Here is a 19108-nt window from a genome sequence, read left to right on the forward strand (position 1 = left end):
TCACAGAGGTGTAAAAGTAAGACAGACGGTCGCAGCTGCAAGTGTCGAAAGACCGCAGGTGAGGAAAGTCCGGGCTTCATAGGGCAGGATGCCGGATAACGTCCGGTGGAGGCGACTCCAAGGCTAGTGCAACAGAAATGTACCGCCCAGATTGACTCTGGGTAAGGGTGGAAGGGCAGTGTAAGAGACTACCGCCCCTTTGGTAACAAAGGGGGCATATGTAAACCCCATTCGAAGCAAGACCGAACGAAAACGATGTGGCGGCCCGTCACGTTTTAGGTAGGTTGCTTGATCTTACTGGCGACAGTAAGGCTAGATAGATGACCGTTCAACGACATAACCCGGCTTATCGTTTTGCTTTTACACGATATATTTTTAGAATTTATGAGACAATCGCTTTGAAGTGATTGTCTTTTTGCTATTAAAAGTTGCTACATATACTATAATCAGAAATATTAAATTTAAACAAACTATTGACTGATAAATTTGAAAGGAGTAGTATAAAGATAACAATAGAAGTAAACAGAAAGGGGCGTTTTTTATGACAACGTATTTCATGATTTTTTTAACAATTGTCACAGTTTTTGTTGTTGCAGCAGGATTGATTAAAGTTGGAAAAGTACCGAAAATGCCTGCTTTCTACCGCAACATGATTAGAGAAGGTGTTTTCAACCGATTGATTTTCAAGAATTATTTTTTCAGAAAAGTGTTAGAACATGGAAAACAATTGCCGGAAACAGAGATTGAAAATGTGTGTAGTTTATACAGAGGAGGGGACTGTAGGGAAAAAGAAAATTTAGCGAATATGTAAAATATTTTTTAGCAAAGGACTGGGTGGCAAATTAGCCATCCAGTCCTTAAATAATGCTTGTCTTTATTATCTGCTATACTTTTCTTCACAATATTTGCAGCGGTATACTTCGTTTTCAGGATCGGTCAACACGAACACGTGATCCAGTTCCTGCTCAATAGAAGTGATGCAGCGAGGATTTTTGCATTTGATTACGTTTGTGATTTCTTTTGGAAGTTTCAAACGTTTTTTCTCAACAATTTTTTCATCCTGAATGATGTTGATTGTGATATTGTGATCAATAAAGCCGAGGATATCCAAATCGATTACGTCGATTGGGCATTCGATTTTCATAATGTCTTTTTTCCCCATCTTATTGCTTTTTGCATTTTTGATGATTGCAACGCAGCAATCTAATTTATCCAGTCTCAAATAGTGATAGATGTCCATGCTTTTTCCGGCCTGAATATGGTCAAGTACAAAGCCTTCGGAAATACCACTGACATTCAATGTATTTTTTACCATGATATATTTCCTTTCTCTCTATGGTTAATTATTATTATGAAACTTTGATCTCCAGCAAAGTGAGTATGAGTGCCATACGTACATACACACCGTATTGTACCTGTTTAAAATAAGCGGCACGTGGGTCTTTGTCTACTTCGACAGAAATCTCGTTGACACGTGGAAGTGGATGAAGCACAAGCATATCCTTTGGTGCAAGTTCCATCTTTTTCGCATCCAATATATAAAAATCTTTCATACGAACGTAATCATCTTCGTTAAAGAAACGTTCTTTTTGCACCCTTGTCATGTAGAGCAGATCCAGTTCCGGAAGCGCTTCTTCCATACGAACTACCTCTTTGTAAGGCACGTTTTGTTTGTCTAACACATCTTTGCGGATATAACTTGGCAGACGCAGCTCTTCCGGTGAAATCAAAACAAATTTGATGTTCGGGTAACGTACCAGTGCGTGAATGAGAGAGTGAACCGTACGTCCGAATTTCAAATCACCACAAAGACCGATTGTGAGATTGTCAAGTCTGCCTTTTAAAGAACGGATTGTCAAAAGGTCGGTTAAAGTCTGTGTCGGATGTTGATGTCCGCCGTCACCGGCATTGATGACAGGGATAGAAGAATGTCTGCAGGCAACCATAGGCGCACCTTCCTTTGGATGTCTCATCGCACAGATGTCTGCATAGCAGGAAATCATGCGGATTGTGTCAGATACGCTCTCCCCCTTGGCGGCGGAACTGGAATTCGCGGAAGAAAATCCTAAAATACTTCCCCCCAAATTTAACATTGCGGCTTCGTGACTAAGTCTTGTTCGAGTGCTCGGTTCGTAGAATAAAGTTGCAAGCTTTTTGCCGTCGCAGGCGTGTGCATATTTTTCAGGATTGGCTTCAATATCGTCTGCCAAATCCAAAATTTCATCTAATTCTTCGACTGTAAAGTCTAATGGACTCATTAAGTGTCTCATGGTAACCTCCTAGTTTATCGATAAGTTAATAAATCTTGTACAGATTTTCGCTTTGGAGCTTCGGGAGCAACATCAGGATAACCGATGGCAATCAAGGCAGCCAGTTCCTGTCCTTCCGGGATGTCCAACAATTCTGTGATTGCATCTTCGTCCCAGATTCCCATGATTACAGTGCCAAGACCGGCTTCATGTGCAGCAAGACAAAATGTCTGGCAGGCAGCACCGACATCGAACATCTGCCAACGGTCTTCCTTTTTGGTTGAAAAAGAACCATCTCGCTCATAACCGCAGCGCCCTTTGATAAAAGTTACAGCAATTAATGTTGAAACTTGTCTGATAATATTCGAGTTATAGTCTGGGGTGAATTCATCGGCAATTTTATTGAGAATAGAAGTGTCTTCAATTGCGATGTAACGAGTAATCTGAGTGTTTTTCCAGGAAGGAGAATAAGATGCTGTAGAGATAATAGATTCTAATAATGAATGGTCAATACAGCCTTTCTTGTACTTACGAATACTTCTTCGCCCTTTAATACATTCTGTTGCGTTCATATAAAATATCCTCCTATTTGAAAATCTATTTTTATTATCATATAATAAACAGATTTTTTTTTCAACTCTTATATTTATCAAATATAGATTTTGTCTGAAAAATGTATTATAATAATTTTTAATTTGGGCAGGAGGAGAGAAGGATGGCGACTTTAGAAGAGTTAAGAGCACAGTTAGATGGAATTGATAATGAGATCATCGAATTATATAAAAAGAGAATGGATGTCTGTATGGAGATTGGAGACATCAAGATCAGTGCGGGCAATAAAGTGTTTGACAAGCAAAGGGAGCGGGAAAAACTGGCAGCAGTTGCCGCAAAGGTGACGGAGGAGTTTCACAAAAAAGGAGTGCAGGAACTGTTTGAACAATTGATGTCTTTAAGCCGCAAGCTGCAGTATCAGCTTTTGACAAAACGGGGGGCGCTAGGAAGACTGCCGTTTATCGGCGTGGACAAATTAGATTGGGAGAATTCGAGAATTGTCTTTCAGGGAACGGAAGGAGCATATAGCCAGGCGGCGATGGAGATGTATTTTGGAAAAGATACCAATAGTTTTCATGTGCAGACTTTTCGAGATGCGATGGAGGCAATCGAAGAGGGATCGGCCGACTTTGCGGTACTTCCGATTGAGAACTCTTCTGCGGGTGCAGTCAATGAGGTGTATGATCTGCTTGTGGAATTTGAAAATTATATCGTAGGAGAAGTGGTTCTCCCAATCAATCATACATTATCAGGAGTGAAGGGAACGACATTAGACCAGATTGAACGTGTATATTCTCATCCACAGGCATTGATGCAGAGTGCAAAATTTTTGGACGCACACAGAGACTGGCAGCAGATCAGCGTGGCAAATACTGCTGTTGCCGCAAAAAAAGTATTGGAAGATCAAGATCAGAGAAAGGCTGCAATTTGCAGCGAATATGCAGCGCGCCTGTATGGATTGGAAATTTTGGAGGAGAAGATTAATCATAATGATAATAATTCCACGCGTTTTATTATCGTGACGAACCAAAAGATTTTTTTGAAGGATGCATCGAAGATCAGTATTTGCTTTGAAGTGTCACATGAAAGCGGAACGCTGTATCATCTGTTATCTCATTTTATTTATAATAATCTGAGCATGACAAAGATTGAGTCAAGACCGGTGGAAGGACGTACCTGGGAATATCGGTTCTTTGTGGATTTTGAAGGAAATATGGCAGATGGGGCTGTGAAAAATGCGATCCGGGGATTGCGCGAGGAGTCTAAAAGCTTGAAAATTTTAGGAAACTATTCATCGAAAGAAGGCGTATAAAATGAGAACAAAGGAACTGATGCTATACAAACATATGGAACATGAAGAGCTTTTGCGTGATATGACATTTTTAATGGAAAATTGTGACAGCGAATATTACAATAAAGAAGATATGGCAGGACTTTTATTTGAATGTGTGAATGAACTGCTGGAGCTGGCAGCGGGATATGGGTTTGAAGGAAACCTTTGGCATAATTACCTGACATTTCTTTTGGTAAATGACGAGAATGCATACAGTACAGAGTGTGAGATTGTAGGCGAAATTGAGGGAAGCATCAACACGATCACGCTGCATGATTTTGAGATTTTCCGAGAGCTGTTTGCATATGATTTTACTATTTTAGAGAAGGCACTGGGGGTGAAGTGCCTTTCTGTACTGATGCACTATGAGAATGTCAAAGGACATGGGAAGGTATTCAATAAAAGAATCCGAGACCGTATCTGTGAGCTGAGCGAAAAGCTTGGAACATGTGAGAATGCAGAGGAATTCAAATGTACGATGACACAGTTTTATAAAGAATTCGGAGTGGGTAAGTTTGGGCTGCACAAGGCATTTCGTATCGAGCATACAGAAGCTGGGGCAGATATTGTCCCGATCACGAAGATTGCCCATGTACATCTGGATGACCTTGTGGGATATGAAATTGCAAAAAAGAAACTGATTGAGAATACAGAGGCATTTGTGAAAGGGAAAAAGGCGAATAACTGCCTGCTGTTCGGAGATGCAGGAACAGGAAAGTCTACTTCAATCAAGGCAATATTGAATCAGTATTATGATCAGGGACTTCGAATGATTGAGGTGTATAAACATCAGTTTCAGGATTTAAACGATGTGATTGCTCAGATAAAAAACAGAAACTATAAGTTCATTATCTATATGGACGATCTGTCTTTTGAGGAGTTTGAAATTGAATATAAATATCTCAAAGCAGTGATTGAGGGCGGATTGGAAAAGAAACCGGATAACATTTTAATCTATGCGACTTCAAACAGGCGGCATCTTGTGAGGGAAACATTTCGCGATAAGTCTGACCGAGATGAGGAATTGCATACGAACGATACTGTTCAGGAAAAATTATCACTGGTGGCAAGATTTGGAGTGACAATCTATTTTGGAGGTCCAAGTAAGAAAGAATTTCAGCAGATTGTGAAGACATTAGCTCAGAAAAATCAAATTAATATGCCGGAGGAAGAGCTTCTTCTAGAAGCCAATAAATGGGAGTTAAGTCACGGCGGTCTGTCAGGCAGAACCGCGCAGCAGTTCATAGATTATCTTCTTGGAAAATAAAGAAAGGGGTGAAAGTTTCGAATGACTTTCACCCTTTTAAATGCTTTAATCAATCTGTTGAATTCCGGAAATATCGGAATCGATCATCAGAGAATAGTTGGTGTAATATACGACAAATCCAGGTTTTCCACCGGACGGTTTTTTGACATGTTTTTTCTCAATGTAGTCAATCTCTACTTTTTCATTTCCGCGGTTCTTAGAGTAGTAGGCCGCAAGTTTTCCAGCTTCCTCAAAAGTCCGGTCTGGCAGCTCCTCGCCATTGGTTTTCACGATGACATGAGATCCCGGACAGCCTTTTGCGTGGAACCACCAGTCGTTTCCAACAGCGAAATGGAAAGTCAGTTCGTCGTTTTGCAGATTATTTTTTCCAACATACATATGATAGCCATCGCTGGAAATATAGTGGAATGGTTTACTTGTAATCTTTACTTTTTTCTTTGTGAATTTTCGCCTTACATATCCGGCGCCGATTAATTCTTCTTTAATCTGAGTCAGATCGTCTTCACTCAATGCAATGTCAAGTGCGTTGCTGACAGATTCAAGATAAGTGATATCTTCCTGCGTTTCCTGAATTAGAGAGGAAAGCACCTCGAAAGTTCGTTTCTGTTTATTATACTTGTCAAAATATTTTTGCGCATTTTCGCCAGGTGTCTTTGTAGGATCAAGTGGGATTTTCACCATCTCATTTGTATAGTAGTTCAAAGCATCCAGCTGTTTTGCACCGGGCTCTAAATTGTAGCCGTAGGTGTTGATCAATTCTCCGTATATGCGGTATTTATCACGGTTCAGAGTGTCTTTGAGTTGTTTGGACTGCAAATCATATTTTTTCCGGTTTCGTTCTAATGCGGTCTGCACAATTTTCCGAAGGTCTACCGATTTTTGGCGAATCCGTGTCAATGTATTTCTGGAAGCGTAGTAAATCTCCAAGACGTTTGACATGGAGTCGAATGTTTTTGCCTCATACATCGGAAAATGCGATAATGGCAGTGCGCAGAATTCTTTTGGTTCCGCACCGTTATAGTAGATTACCGGATGAAAATCACCTTTGATTACCGGGTCAAAAAATAAAGTAAATTGTTTATATAAATGAATCAATACATCTTCTGACAGCTCTTTTGGTGTGACTTCAGAATCAATTCTGGCAATATAGCAGATTTCTTCTGCTACAACAGGGCTGATGCCGGTAAAGCTTGTGTAGATCGCTTTTCCAAGAGGGGTAGGTTTTGCAATCAAAGTTGATACAAAGTCGGCGAAAGAAATATCCAGTGGATCTGATTTTTCCATCGTATCCGGAATGAAATACTCGCGCCCCGGAAGTACTTCGCGAACAGAACTCATCTGTGCGGAGACGTGTTTGATACTGTCGATAATCTTGTTGTCTTCCGTACAGAAAATGATGTTGCTATGTTTTCCCATAATCTCAATGATCAGATATTTTTTGCACAAATCACCAAGTTCATCCAGATGTTCGACTTCAAACCGAATGATACGTTCTAATTTAGGTTGTGTAATTGCCGTAATTCGCCCGTTATTAATGTGTTTTCTTAAAAGCATACAGAAATTCGGTGCGGTCATTGGACTTGGCTTGTTGGTCTCAGTTAGATAAATAAGCGGAAGTGAAGCACTTGCGGATATGGAAAGCCTCTTTTGCCCTTTGGGTGTCTTGATTGTCAGAAGAAGCTCATCGGTCTCAGGCTGTGCAATCTTATTGATTCTGCCGTCTAATAGGTTCTCTCTTAATTCATGTACGATATTTGCAATTGTAATTCCGTCAAAAGCCATAATGTAAATCGTCCTTTCATATTTTAGAGGTACTGTTCACTCCTAACCACCACCATATGCGCACTCGTCGTGCTTTCGCACTCCAGTCCCGCACTTTGTGCTAAGACTGCTTATTGGGTGGCGGTTACGAGTTACACTTCGTAGCAAAAACAGAAATTCGCCTTTTACATGCAGGCATGACAATGCAAATCTCTGTTTTAGCTGCGGAGTGAACAGTAACCATATAGATGTTAGTATACACGAAATGAAGGGGAGTTTCAATTGACGTTTGTTTTTAAATGACTTATAATGAAATGTAACATAAAAAGACAAGCAAAGAGGTTAACAATATGATGAAAAGTATGACAGGCTTTGGAAGATGTGAGGTGTCTGAAGGACAACGTAAATTTACGGTAGAGCTAAAGGGCGTGAACCACAGATACTTAGATGTCAATATCCGTATGCCGAAGAAATTGAATTTTTTTGATGCCTCCATCCGCAGCCTGCTGAAGCAGTATGCACAGCGAGGGAAAGTAGATATTTTTATTACATATGAAGACATGTCAGAGAATCAGGCCGCATTAAAATATAACGCTGCATTGGCTGAGGAGTATCTGCAGTATTTTAAGCAGATGGAAGAGGCATTTTCATTGGAGAATGATATTCGTGTTTCTACCTTGTCGCGTTGTCCGGAAGTACTTACGATGGAAGAGCAACCGGAGAATGAGGAAGAACTTTGGAACGGATTGAAGAAGGCCTTGGAAGGAGCGTTTACACAATTTGTGGAGACAAGAATTGTGGAAGGCGAGAATCTGAAAAAAGACATTAATGTGAAATTGGATGAATTGCTTGCATTAGTTGAAGCAATCGAAGAGCGCTCACCGGAGATCATTTCTGAATATCGTGCGAAGCTGGAATTGAAAGTGAAGGAACTTTTGGAAGATGTACAGATGGATGAGAGCAGACTGGCTGCCGAGGTGATTCTGTTTGCGGACAAGATCTGCACAGATGAGGAGACGGTCAGACTGAGAAGTCACATTGAACATATGAGAACCACATTAGAAGCGGGAGAGGGAATCGGTCGAAAACTGGACTTTATTGCACAGGAGATGAACCGTGAAGCGAACACGATTTTGTCAAAGGCGAATGATATTGAAGTATCGAATCATGCGATTGATCTGAAGACAGGAATTGAAAAGATCAGAGAGCAGATTCAGAATATCGAATAAAGGGAAAGGATAAGAAGGATGAAAAAGAGAGGAATTTTGATCGTAGTCTCAGGATTTTCAGGAGCAGGGAAAGGGACTGTGATGCGAGCGCTGCTTGAAAAATATGATAATTACGCATTATCTATCTCAGCAACTACAAGAAATCCGCGAGAAGGAGAAGTAGATGGAAGGGAATATTTTTTCAAAACGACAGAAGAATTTGAAAAAATGATTGCACAAGATGAGTTAATAGAGTATGCTAGATACGTGAATAATTATTATGGCACACCAAAAGCCTATGTGGAAGAACAGCTTGCAGCCGGAAAAGACGTGATTCTGGAGATTGAGATTCAGGGTGCTTTGAAAGTGAAAGAAAAATTTCCACAGACACTGTTGTTGTTTATAACTCCACCGAATGCTTCGATTTTGAGAGAGCGTTTGATTGGAAGAGGAACGGAGACGATGGATGTCATTGAATCCAGAATGCAAAGAGCAGCAGAAGAGGCTGAGGGAATGCAGGAGTATGACTATCTGATCATCAACGATGATTTGGATACCTGCGTGCAGGAGATGCATAATATTATTGAGGGTGAACACAACAGAAGTTTCCGCAATGGAAATTTTATGTGTCAGATAAAAGAAGAATTAAATGGGAATTTGAAAGGAGAATAATACATGTTACATCCATCTTACACAGATTTGATGAAAGTAGTCAATCAAGACGTAGAGGAAGGGGCAACTAAGATTGTAAACAGCCGTTATTCGATTGTTTTGGCAACTTCAAAAAGAGCAAGACAGATTATCGGCGGAGAATTACCTTTAGTACCAACAAAGCATGGTGAGAAACCACTTTCGATTGCAATTGATGAATTGAATAATGGAAAGATTAAGATCATTGCAGAAGATACAGAAGAATAGATAAAAGATATGATGAGGCGGATGCGTAGTGGAGTATCTGCCTCAATAACTATATAGGAGAAATGAGACTATGAATATATTATTTGTATCACTAGGATGTGATAAGAATCTTGTCGATACGGAGGTGATGCTTGGACTGTTGGCGTCTAGAGGACACCAGATGGTGGACAGCGAAGAGATCGCAGATGTCATTGTCATTAATACATGCTGCTTTATCCACGATGCAAAAGAGGAGAGTATCCAGACGATTCTTGAGATGGCAGAATATAAGAAAGCCGGTTCATGCAAGGCGTTAATTGTCACAGGTTGTCTTGCACAGCGATATAAGCAGGAGATCATCGATGAGATTGAGGAAGTGGATGCAGTGCTTGGAACGACTTCTTACGATAAGATTGTGGAAGCGATTGACGAGGCACTTGCAGGGCACACAAGTGTGGAGATGACTGACATTGATGCGCTTCCGCTTGTGGAGAGCAAGCGCCTTGTGACGACAGGAGGACATTTTGCTTATCTGAAGATTGCAGAAGGGTGTGATAAACACTGTACATATTGTATCATTCCCAAAATCCGCGGAAACTTTAGAAGTGTTCCTATCGAACGACTTCTGAAAGAGGCGGAAGATCTGGTGGCACAGGGAGTAAAAGAGATTATTCTAGTGGCACAGGAGACAACACTTTATGGAAAAGATCTCTATGGTGAAAAATCATTGCACAAGTTGCTGAGAGAGCTTTGCAAAATCAGTGGATTACGCTGGATCCGTATTTTATACTGCTATCCGGAAGAGATTACAGATGAATTGATTCAGGTAATCAAAGAAGAGGATAAGATCTGTAACTACCTGGATCTTCCGATTCAGCATGCAAGTGATGGAATCTTAAAACGAATGGGCAGAAGGACTTCAAAAGAACAGCTGGTTGAAATTATTGGAAAACTACGAAAAGAAATACCGGATATCGCAATCCGTACTACATTGATTACCGGTTTCCCGGGAGAGACACAGGAACAACACGAAGAATTGATGGAGTTTGTAGATGAGATGGAATTTGACCGCCTTGGTGTGTTTACATATTCACCGGAAGAAGATACGCCGGCTGCTGTGATGCCGGATCAGATTCCAGAGGACGTCAAGGAAGACCGTCAGGCAGAACTGATGGAATTGCAGCAGGAGATTGCGTTTGATCTTGCGGAAGAGATGATCGGGCGGGAAGTGCTTGTCATGATCGAGGGAAAAGTGGCAGATGAAAATGCATATGTAGGAAGAACTTACAAGGATGCTCCAAATGTAGATGGGCTTATCTTTGTAGAATCAGAAGAGGAATTAATGTCGGGAGATTTCGCACGTGTCAGAATCACCGGCGCATTAGAATATGATTTGATGGGAGAGATTATATAATGAATTTACCAAATAAGCTGACGGTACTGAGAGTTTTAATGATTCCATTTTTTGTTGTATTTATGATCACACCTTTGGCAGAAGGGAATGGAAAGTATATTGCACTTGCACTGTTTTGTATTGCAAGCCTGACAGATATGCTGGATGGAAAGATTGCCAGAAAGCATAATCTTGTGACGAATTTTGGAAAATTTATGGATCCGCTTGCGGATAAATTACTGGTATGTTCTGCGATGATCTGCCTGATTGAGACAGGAAAGTTGCAGGCATGGATTGTTTTGATCATCATTGCACGTGAGTTTATCATCAGTGGTTTCCGACTTGTAGCGTCTGATAATGGGATTGTTATTGCCGCAAGCTATTGGGGAAAATTTAAAACAGTATCTCATATGGCGATGATCATTCTCTTGATATTGGATATTCAAAATCCGATTATGCAGACAATTACAACTGTTGTTGTATGGATTGGACTGATTTTGACAGTGGTTTCTCTTGTGGATTACATTGTGAAGAATAAACAGGTATTGACACAGGGTGGAATGTAAAAGAAGGATGAAGATCATGTTGGAAGAAGAAATTGTAAAAAAATTATTGGAAAAGCAGTATACAGTGACAACGGCAGAATCCTGTACGGGCGGTCTTCTGGCAGGAAGAATTTTGAATGTTCCGGGGGCATCGTCTGTGTATAACGAAGGACACATTACCTATTCCAATGAGGCAAAAGAGCGCCTGTTGGGGGTTTCCCATGGGACACTCGTAAGGTACGGAGCGGTCAGCAGGCAGACGGCCGAGGAGATGGCACGTGGAGCGGCGAAGGCGGCGAAGGCAGAGATAGGACTTAGCACGACCGGAATTGCGGGCCCGGGAGGCGGAACAAAAGAAAAGCCGGTTGGTCTTATCTATGTGGGATGTTGTATTGGTACAGAGACCTATGTCAAAGAATGTCGTTTTCATGGAACAAGAGAAGAAAACAGAAATGCGGCTGTGGAAGCGGCGCTGAAATTGTTGGAGGAAAATTTATAGTCATATTCAACAAGGAAAGTGTTTTTACAGAAAAACAATTTTTTATAATGTCGAATTATAAAAAATATGAAAAAAAATATAGACGAAAAGAGAAGTTTGTGAGAAAATAAGAATATATATGGCGTTAAAGTTCTAACAAACACCATAGAGAAAAAATCATACATATTTGAAAGGAGTTTTATCATGATTTATTCACATGAAGTACAAACTATGTGTCCAGTAGCTCAAGGCGTTAATCACGGACCAGCTCCAATCCCAGAAGAAGCAAAATGGGTAAAAGCAAAAGAAGTAAAAGATATCTCAGGCTTAACACACGGTGTGGGCTGGTGTGCACCACAGCAGGGAGCCTGTAAATTAACATTAAATGTAAAAGATGGTATCATTCAAGAAGCATTGGTTGAGACAATCGGATGTTCAGGAATGACACACTCAGCAGCTATGGCATCTGAGATTCTTCCAGGAAAAACAATTTTGGAAGCTTTAAATACAGACTTAGTATGTGACGCTATCAATACAGCTATGAGAGAATTATTCTTACAGATCGTATATGGTAGAACACAGAGTGCGTTCTCAGAAGACGGACTTCCAGTAGGAGCAGGTCTTGAAGATTTAGGAAAAGGACTTCGTTCACAGGTTGGTACAATGTACGGAACATTAGCAAAAGGTCCTCGTTACCTTGAGATGGCTGAAGGATATGTAACAGGTATCGCTTTAGATGCAGACAATGAGATCATCGGATACCAATTCGTAAGTCTTGGAAAATTAACAGATTTCATCAAAAAAGGTGATGACCCTAACACAGCTTGGGAAAAAGCTAAAGGACAATATGGCCGCGTAGATGACGCTGTTAAGATTATTGACCCAAGAGCAGAGTAAGAGAAGGAGGACGTAAAAAATGGCTTTATTTGAATCATATGAAAGACGTATTGATAAAATCAATAGCGTGTTAAATAGCTATGGAATCGCTTCTATCGAAGAAGCTGAAAAAATCACAAAAGACGCTGGACTGAACGTTTACGATCAGATCAAAGGAATCCAGCCAATTTGTTTTGAAAACGCTTGCTGGGCTTACATCGTAGGTGCTGCAATCGCAATCAAAAAAGACTGCAGAAGAGCTGCTGATGCTGCTGCAGCAATCGGTGAAGGTCTTCAGGCTTTCTGTATCCCAGGTTCTGTTGCTGACCAGCGTAAAGTAGGTCTTGGACATGGTAACTTAGGAAAAATGTTATTAGAAGAAGAGACAGATTGTTTCGCATTCTTAGCAGGTCACGAATCATTCGCAGCAGCTGAAGGTGCTATCGGTATCGCTGAAAAAGCTAACAAAGTACGTAAAAAACCTTTACGTGTTATCTTAAACGGTCTTGGAAAAGACGCTGCGCAGATCATCTCAAGAATCAATGGATTTACATATGTTGAGACAGAGATGGATTACTACACAGGAGAAGTAAAAGAAGTATTCAGAAAAGCATACTCTGACGGACTTCGTTCAAAAGTTAACTGCTACGGCGCTAACGATGTAACAGAAGGTGTTGCAATCATGCACAAAGAAGGTGTTGATGTTTCTATCACAGGTAACTCAACAAACCCAACACGTTTCCAACATCCAGTAGCTGGTACATACAAAAAAGAATGTATCGAACAAGGTAAAAAATACTTCTCAGTAGCTTCAGGTGGTGGTACAGGACGTACACTTCACCCAGATAACATGGCAGCTGGTCCAGCTTCTTATGGTATGACAGATACTATGGGACGTATGCACTCTGATGCACAGTTTGCTGGTTCTTCATCAGTTCCTGCTCACGTAGAGATGATGGGATTAATCGGCGCTGGTAACAACCCAATGGTTGGTATGACAGTTGCTGTTGCAGTTTCTATCCAGGAAGCAGCAGAAAGCGGAAAATTCTAAGAAACCGCGTAAATACGGGATTCTTAAATGCAATAAAAAGTGATAAAGCAGGCAGAGTGATAAACTCTGCCTGCTTTGCTTTTCAATATCTTTTCAGTCGATTATAGCTCTATTTTTTCAGGAAATGCTTCTTCTCTTAGAATTCCCCACATTTTTTCAATATAAGAAAGTGTATAGAAATTTTCATAATAATGATAATAAAAGGCTCCTTTTAAAGTCATCGTGTAAATACCGTTTTCTTCTGTAAGAAAACCTAAAAGCTTTGCTAAGTTCAATTCAATCCCATAGACACTTTTTAGGGATACACCAAAGAAGTTTTCAAAATCTTTGGGATTTATTTTGGTACTGTAGGCAGTCCAAAATAAATAATACAGCATTCGTTGACGCAAAGAAAATCGAGTTGTTAATGAAGTTGGAAGTTTGTTTTCTTTACATCTTTCGCAATAAGCTTCTACAGAAAACGTGTTGATTTTGAATTGGTCATCTAATAAAGTTGCGGCAGAGCACCCAAAGCCTAAAAAATTATCTCTGGTCATGGAAGAATAGGATGCCTTTTTCTCATTTGAGAATGTCCAAATGGAAGTGCGGATATACCCTTTGTCTAAACAGTAATGTGTAACAGCATTTAAAAGTAGTTGTTTTTCCTTTTTAGACATCGCTGCTACTGAACTTGACGTAAAAGCAAAATCAATGAATGGATAAATGGCTATATGATTCGCTCCGCTTTGAAATGCTTTGTCGATATCAGATTTTAAATCATCAAACGTTTGATTTGGAAGTGCAAAAATAAAATCCATTGAAACTGTTTCAAATGGAACTTCCGATAGTGTTTCTTTTAGTTTGACAGCATCAACAGTTGTTCGACCTAAAATATTTTGGAATTTATTTTGGAAGGATTGGATTCCAATGCTGATTTTTGTTACTCCGGCATCTCTTAGAGTCTGTAAAACTGTCGGAGTTACATTATCAGGATGTAATTCGACGCCAATTCCTTCTGTGATGATAAAATGTTCTTGGACAGCATCAATGATTTCTTTGATCCGTTCTACTGTAAGAGCCGGTGTGCCGCCACCAAAGTATAAGCTGGTAGCCTTTTTTCTTCCGATATGTTGACTTCCGACAAGATGAATTTCATGGAGCAGAGAATCGATATACCGGTCACATAGTTTTGCTGAATACAGAGTTTTGCAATAAGGGCAGAAATTGCAAATGCTTCTGCAAAATGGAATATGTACGTATAGTCCTAAATTTTGACAGTCAGAATAGGGTAGCTTTTGATCATACTCATTTTGAAAGATAAATGGTTTTGTTGACCGAGTCAGCCACATTCTGGTGAGGGTTGTTATTGTTTTCATATTACTCCTAAATATATTTTAAATAAGTTTTCAGCATTTCAAAAATAATTTTTGGTGTTCCTTTAAATAAAAGAGTGTATTCTGCAACAAAGAAATATCCACATTCGTTACAAAGTCCCGGAATATCAATACAGCGTCCGCAGGTTGAAAGTTTGCCGTTCTCTATGACAACACATTGGTCGCACGGTGTTGGAAAGTTATTGTTGATTAAATATGGAAAGGCACTTTGTAAATTAAATACGGGCACGTTTTCTTTCATCATTTTTTTAATGACTTCACAGCAGTCTGCTTTTTCTTTTTTGGAAAGAGCCAATTCTTTTGTATCAGGATACGGTGTATGAAAGTTAAAAGAAACCGCACGGACATTTTTAGTATCGCGTGCGGCAATACAAACATCTTGCACCGTATTTTTGTTTATTTGGTTGATTGCCATATAAAAGCAGATATTGTCGAAAGTTGCATTTTTAATATTTTCCATGATGATGTCATAAGTGTTCCCGCGAATTGCATTATGGTGTTCTCTATCGCCATCAATACTGAGTAAAATTAAATCGGCTTCCGGCAAATCTAAAGGGAATGTTCCATTTGTAACTACGTTTACAATTAAGAATCCCATTTCCTTTGCTTCTATGACTAAATCCCGCAAACAACGGGTTCCGTCTTTCCACAGAAATGTTTCTCCTCCGCAGAAAAAAAGTATACGGATTCCCATATCATACAGCTGCTGCATTTCCTTTCGAATTTGCGAGTAAGGATGAATGATTGCTGTGACGTTATTGACAGAACAATGTTTGCATTTTAAATTACATTTATCTGTAACAATAATCGTGCCGAGGATAGGCTCTTTTTTCTTGAATAGGATAGTTTTGATACCAAAATTTGCGAAATATATAAAGGAAGAAAGTTTCATATCATTTCTCGCTTTCTTAGTGTCTGTTTCGTTCAGGCATACAGTGCGGACAATCGTTTCTGGTTACAGCAAGCATGGACGCAAAAAGAACCGCTTCTGTATAGGTGTCGCAGCTAAAAATATGTTCTGGATTAATTTCATCGATATGGCAATCCGGTGTCTCACGGTCCAGATCATGGATTTCTCCGGTGTTTTTGTTTAAAATAAATTGTTTTCCATTAAAAGGTGTGTGATTTCGTCTCATATAAAATAGTCCTCTTTCTCTTTTGTTTGGCATTGAAGATGCATATAAATAAATTATAGGAGATTTCAAGAAAGAAAACAAGAAAAAGTATTTAGAAAAACTTCTAAATACCTATTGCAAATGAAACGAAAAGGTGTTATTGTATTCGTAAGCTATTTAGAAAAAAATCTAAATGCTTACGAAAGAAAGGTGGGATGTCATGAGTTTTGCAGAAACATTCAAAGCGCTTTCAGATCCTGTTCGACGAGAAATTTTAATATTGTTGAAGAAAGGAACATTATCCGCCGGAGAAATCGGCAGTCATTTTGATATGACAGGTGCAACTATTTCTTATCATTTGGGAATTTTGAAAAAGGCAGATCTGATATGTGAGACAAAGTATAAAAACTATGTGTATTATGAGTTGAATATTTCAGCAGTGGAAGACATTATGCTCTGGCTGGCAGATTTGAAAGGAGAGGTGTAGTGTGAAAGAGTACAGAGGAAAAATTATTTTAACAAGTGTAGTGACGGTTCTTCCGATTGTAATCGGATTGCTTTTATGGAACCGGCTTCCGGATACGATAGCGACGCATTTTACGTTTGATAATGTCGCAAATGGGTGGAGCAGTAAGCCATTTACTGTTTTGGGCCTTCCAATTATTTTGACAGTACTTCACTTGGTTGCAGTGACAGTTTCGTTAAATGATCCGAAGCGAAAAAATATTGGCGGAAAGATGCTTTCGGTTGTATTTTGGATTGTACCGATTGTTTCGTGGGTTATGTTTTTGTCTATTTATACAAATGCATTAAATATGTCAATTAATATCAGCATGATTTCGGGAGTTTTGGTCGGTACGATTTTTCTTGTTACGGGAAATTATATGTCTAAGAATCGACAAAATTATACAGTCGGAATCAAGCTTCCGTGGACTTTGAACAGTACGGAAAACTGGAATCGGACAAACCGGTTTGCCGGAAGATTATGGCTGGTAGCAGGTGCTATTATGCTTGTCAACATATTCTTGAATCAAACTGCAATTTTGATTGGAATGATTGTTGTGATTGGGGTTGCTCCTGTCATTTATTCATTTGTATTATATAAAAAGGGAATTTAAAAGAGATGTCTGTGCCAAGAATGGCACAGACATTTTTGCTGGTAAAATCGAAACAGATAGGATATAATGAAAGCAGAGATATTGTGAAAAAGTAAGGGGTAATTATGCTGGATAAAAAGAGATTTTTGGAAGAATATAATATTACAGAAGAAGCTTTTCGGGAAGCAGATATTGAATGGGAAGAACTTGCGAAAATTTATGAGAGCTATCAGAAGATTGAGGGGGATTTGCGAGATATCGGAAAGGATTTTGTAGATGACTACCTGTATGATATCGAAAAAGCGGGAATCCATTCTTATCGTTATCGAACGAAAGCGCCGGGGCATCTGATTGAAAAAGTCATTCGGAAACGAAGAGAAGCTCCGGAAAAATTTGCGTTTTTGAATCATGAAAACTACTATAAATATTTTACCGATTTAATCGGAATACGTGTGTTTTTCCTATATCGTGAGGATTGGATTTATTTTCACAATTATATTACAAAGGTGTTTGAGAATAATCCGGATATCTATGTGGAGAACAGATTAGAGGATTTTGATGAAAATCCGGCACATTATTATATTGCAGAGCGGCCGAAGGTATATAAACGTTCAGGGGACAGTAAGATTTATGATGAACGATTAATCGATATTAAAGCGGGAGGAATTTATCGGTCTCTTCACTACATTATTAAGTACAAAGGATATTATGTGGAAGTGCAGGGAAGAACGCTGTTTGAAGAGGGCTGGAGTGAGATTGACCATGATATTGTCTATCCGTATTTTAAAAATGATCCAATGTTGTGTGATTTTTCAACATTGCTGAACCGTTTGTCCGGAATGGCGGACGAGATGAGTTCTTATTTTCGAAGAATGAAAGAAGAAAAAGTAAATATGGAGCGTGAAAAAGCGCGTGAGAAAGAATAGGATGTAGGAAACTACATTCTATTTTATTAGAGGAAATTCTTTTTACACCGATAAAGAAATTTGTGCATATGATAAACAAAAAAGGAAATTTGATCGTTGAGAACAGATTTATATCAGTTTGCTGTTGTGGGAGGAGATTTGCGGCAGTGGTATCTTGCGGATATTTTGGCTTCAAAAGGGCATGGTGTATTGGCATATGGTTTGTGTAAAGATGAGAAGATTGAAAATGTAAAATATGTTTCATCGGTAAAAGAACTGATACAGGAAGCAGAGGTATTAGTGTATCCGATTCCCTTTTTGAGTCCAAATCGAATGTCTGGGGCAGAATTAAAAGAGCGAAAGGAAATGTTGTCCTGCCTTCGGAAAGGACAGATTTTTTTTGCGGGGTGCATTCCAAGAACGGTCATGCAACAAATGGAAAGTCAGAAAGTTCGTGTTTTTGACTTGATGGAAGACCATTGTCTGGCAGTGGAAAATAGTGTTGCAACAGCAGAAGGAATGATAGCAGAAGCGATGATACGAAGTCCTAAAAATCTTCGGGGGAGCAGGTGTCTGATATTGGGATATGGAGTTTGCGGAAGAATGCTTGCTTCTTATTTGAAAGGGATTCGATGTGAAGTCGGAGTCGTAGATAAAAGCCAAACAGCCTGCGCCTGTGCAAGAGCTGATGGAATGTATGTTGTAGAAACAGATCGTTTTTTGCAGGAAATGAAAACAGCAGATATTATTTTTAATACCATTCCGGAAAGGATTTTATCGGCAAAACAACTGTCGTATGTGAGAAAGAGTGCATGGATTTTGGATATTGCTTCTGGAGATGGTGGAGTGGATTATGCGGCTGCACGAAAAATGGGCGTGCAGGCGGTGAAACTTCCGGGGCTTCCGGGAAAATATGCACCGTATACTTCTGCCCAGATTATCGCGGATACGATTTTTCAAAAATTGAGAGAGTCTGTTGCTCAATAGAAGATTGAGGGAGGAGATATA

The 19108-nt window shown here is 39.6% G+C and carries 22 protein-coding genes and 1 other RNA gene; 16 read left to right on the forward strand and 7 right to left on the reverse strand.

The genetic code is table 11. From position 1 onward, the window contains the following. The first annotated feature begins 13 nt into the window (after positions 1-13). Together rnpB and BQ5364_RS07130 are read left to right on the forward strand one after the other, a co-directional pair. Positions 14-365, forward strand: an RNA gene (rnpB, locus tag BQ5364_RS07125) — RNase P RNA component class A. A gap of 176 nt (positions 366-541) precedes the next feature. Continuing rightward, on the forward strand, positions 542-811 hold the full coding sequence (locus BQ5364_RS07130) for a hypothetical protein (RefSeq protein WP_071143913.1): 270 nt from the start codon (positions 542-544) through the stop codon (positions 809-811). Positions 812-877: 66 nt separating this feature from the next. On the opposite strand, the gene BQ5364_RS07135 is transcribed toward BQ5364_RS07130, so the two are convergent. Genes BQ5364_RS07135 through BQ5364_RS07145 form a run of 3 tightly spaced genes read right to left on the reverse strand, consistent with a single transcriptional unit; the run spans position 878 to position 2821 of the window. Beyond that, positions 878-1315: an aspartate carbamoyltransferase regulatory subunit gene (locus tag BQ5364_RS07135; RefSeq protein WP_004612356.1), complete on the reverse strand. Its 438-nt coding sequence runs from the start codon at positions 1313-1315 to the stop codon at positions 878-880. 34 nt (positions 1316-1349) lie between these two features. After that, on the reverse strand, positions 1350-2270 hold the full coding sequence (gene pyrB, locus BQ5364_RS07140) for an aspartate carbamoyltransferase (protein ID WP_022250280.1): 921 nt from the start codon (positions 2268-2270) through the stop codon (positions 1350-1352). Positions 2271-2284: 14 nt separating this feature from the next. Further along, positions 2285-2821, reverse strand: coding sequence for a nitroreductase family protein (locus BQ5364_RS07145; protein ID WP_004612358.1), 537 nt, complete (start codon positions 2819-2821; stop codon positions 2285-2287). A gap of 143 nt (positions 2822-2964) precedes the next feature. Here BQ5364_RS07145 and pheA point away from each other — a divergent pair, with 143 nt between their 5' ends. Beyond that, positions 2965-4113, forward strand: coding sequence for a prephenate dehydratase (gene pheA / locus BQ5364_RS07150; RefSeq protein ID WP_071143914.1), 1149 nt, complete (start codon positions 2965-2967; stop codon positions 4111-4113). Position 4114: 1 nt separating this feature from the next. Beyond that, entirely contained in the window at positions 4115-5401 is a 1287-nt protein-coding gene (locus BQ5364_RS07155) for an ATP-binding protein (protein WP_022250279.1), read from the forward strand. A gap of 45 nt (positions 5402-5446) precedes the next feature. Here the strand turns inward: BQ5364_RS07155 and BQ5364_RS07160 are convergent, their stop codons facing one another. After that, positions 5447-7183 (reverse strand): Rqc2 family fibronectin-binding protein, encoded by a 1737-nt coding sequence (locus BQ5364_RS07160; protein ID WP_071143915.1) that lies wholly within the window; start codon positions 7181-7183, stop codon positions 5447-5449. Between the two features lie 329 nt (positions 7184-7512). Here BQ5364_RS07160 and BQ5364_RS07165 point away from each other — a divergent pair, with 329 nt between their 5' ends. From BQ5364_RS07165 to BQ5364_RS07200, 8 genes are all read left to right on the forward strand, one after another. After that, positions 7513-8391, forward strand: coding sequence for a YicC/YloC family endoribonuclease (locus tag BQ5364_RS07165; protein WP_071143916.1), 879 nt, complete (start codon positions 7513-7515; stop codon positions 8389-8391). Positions 8392-8409: 18 nt separating this feature from the next. After that, positions 8410-9042, forward strand: a complete 633-nt coding sequence (gene gmk, locus BQ5364_RS07170) for a guanylate kinase (protein WP_004612363.1) — start codon at positions 8410-8412, stop codon at positions 9040-9042. A 3-nt stretch (positions 9043-9045) separates the two neighbouring features. Then, positions 9046-9288 (forward strand): DNA-directed RNA polymerase subunit omega, encoded by a 243-nt coding sequence (gene rpoZ, locus BQ5364_RS07175; protein WP_022250277.1) that lies wholly within the window; start codon positions 9046-9048, stop codon positions 9286-9288. Between the two features lie 70 nt (positions 9289-9358). After that, positions 9359-10681, forward strand: coding sequence for a 30S ribosomal protein S12 methylthiotransferase RimO (gene rimO, locus BQ5364_RS07180; protein WP_004612365.1), 1323 nt, complete (start codon positions 9359-9361; stop codon positions 10679-10681). Continuing rightward, on the forward strand, positions 10681-11226 hold the full coding sequence (gene pgsA, locus BQ5364_RS07185; RefSeq protein WP_071143917.1) for a CDP-diacylglycerol--glycerol-3-phosphate 3-phosphatidyltransferase: 546 nt from the start codon (positions 10681-10683) through the stop codon (positions 11224-11226). The genes rimO and pgsA overlap by 1 nt, the downstream gene beginning before the upstream one ends. A 7-nt stretch (positions 11227-11233) precedes the next feature. Further along, complete coding sequence (locus BQ5364_RS07190; RefSeq protein WP_071143918.1) at positions 11234-11704, forward strand: CinA family protein; 471 nt, start codon at positions 11234-11236, stop codon at positions 11702-11704. Between the two features lie 183 nt (positions 11705-11887). After that, the gene (locus tag BQ5364_RS07195) at positions 11888-12580 is read left to right on the forward strand and encodes an iron-sulfur cluster assembly scaffold protein (RefSeq protein WP_004612368.1); all 693 of its coding nucleotides are present in this window, start codon (positions 11888-11890) and stop codon (positions 12578-12580) included. Positions 12581-12599: 19 nt separating this feature from the next. Continuing rightward, positions 12600-13610 carry a GGGtGRT protein gene (locus BQ5364_RS07200; protein ID WP_004612369.1) on the forward strand — a complete coding sequence of 337 codons (1011 nt, stop codon included), beginning with the start codon at positions 12600-12602 and terminating at the stop codon, positions 13608-13610. 101 nt (positions 13611-13711) lie between these two features. On the opposite strand, the gene BQ5364_RS07205 is transcribed toward BQ5364_RS07200, so the two are convergent. The 3 genes from BQ5364_RS07205 to BQ5364_RS07215 are packed head-to-tail and all read right to left on the reverse strand — an operon-like array spanning position 13712 to position 16119. Then, positions 13712-14965, reverse strand: a complete 1254-nt coding sequence (locus BQ5364_RS07205) for a coproporphyrinogen-III oxidase family protein (RefSeq protein ID WP_004612370.1) — start codon at positions 14963-14965, stop codon at positions 13712-13714. 7 nt (positions 14966-14972) lie between these two features. After that, positions 14973-15875: a radical SAM protein gene (locus BQ5364_RS07210; RefSeq protein WP_022250275.1), complete on the reverse strand. Its 903-nt coding sequence runs from the start codon at positions 15873-15875 to the stop codon at positions 14973-14975. Positions 15876-15891: 16 nt separating this feature from the next. After that, positions 15892-16119, reverse strand: coding sequence for a hypothetical protein (locus BQ5364_RS07215; RefSeq protein ID WP_004612372.1), 228 nt, complete (start codon positions 16117-16119; stop codon positions 15892-15894). Positions 16120-16318: 199 nt separating this feature from the next. Here BQ5364_RS07215 and BQ5364_RS07220 point away from each other — a divergent pair, with 199 nt between their 5' ends. From BQ5364_RS07220 to BQ5364_RS07235, 4 genes are all read left to right on the forward strand, one after another. Beyond that, on the forward strand, positions 16319-16585 hold the full coding sequence (locus tag BQ5364_RS07220) for an autorepressor SdpR family transcription factor (RefSeq protein WP_071143919.1): 267 nt from the start codon (positions 16319-16321) through the stop codon (positions 16583-16585). A gap of 1 nt (position 16586) precedes the next feature. Next, complete coding sequence (locus BQ5364_RS07225; protein ID WP_004612374.1) at positions 16587-17216, forward strand: SdpI family protein; 630 nt, start codon at positions 16587-16589, stop codon at positions 17214-17216. Between the two features lie 104 nt (positions 17217-17320). Continuing rightward, positions 17321-18121, forward strand: coding sequence for a RelA/SpoT-related domain-containing protein (locus tag BQ5364_RS07230; protein WP_004612375.1), 801 nt, complete (start codon positions 17321-17323; stop codon positions 18119-18121). A 96-nt stretch (positions 18122-18217) separates the two neighbouring features. Next, complete coding sequence (locus BQ5364_RS07235) at positions 18218-19087, forward strand: dipicolinate synthase subunit DpsA (RefSeq protein ID WP_071143920.1); 870 nt, start codon at positions 18218-18220, stop codon at positions 19085-19087. Positions 19088-19108 lie beyond the last annotated feature (21 nt).

The organism is Coprococcus phoceensis, from assembly GCF_900104635.1.
Lineage (GTDB): Bacteria > Bacillota > Clostridia > Lachnospirales > Lachnospiraceae > Faecalimonas > Faecalimonas phoceensis.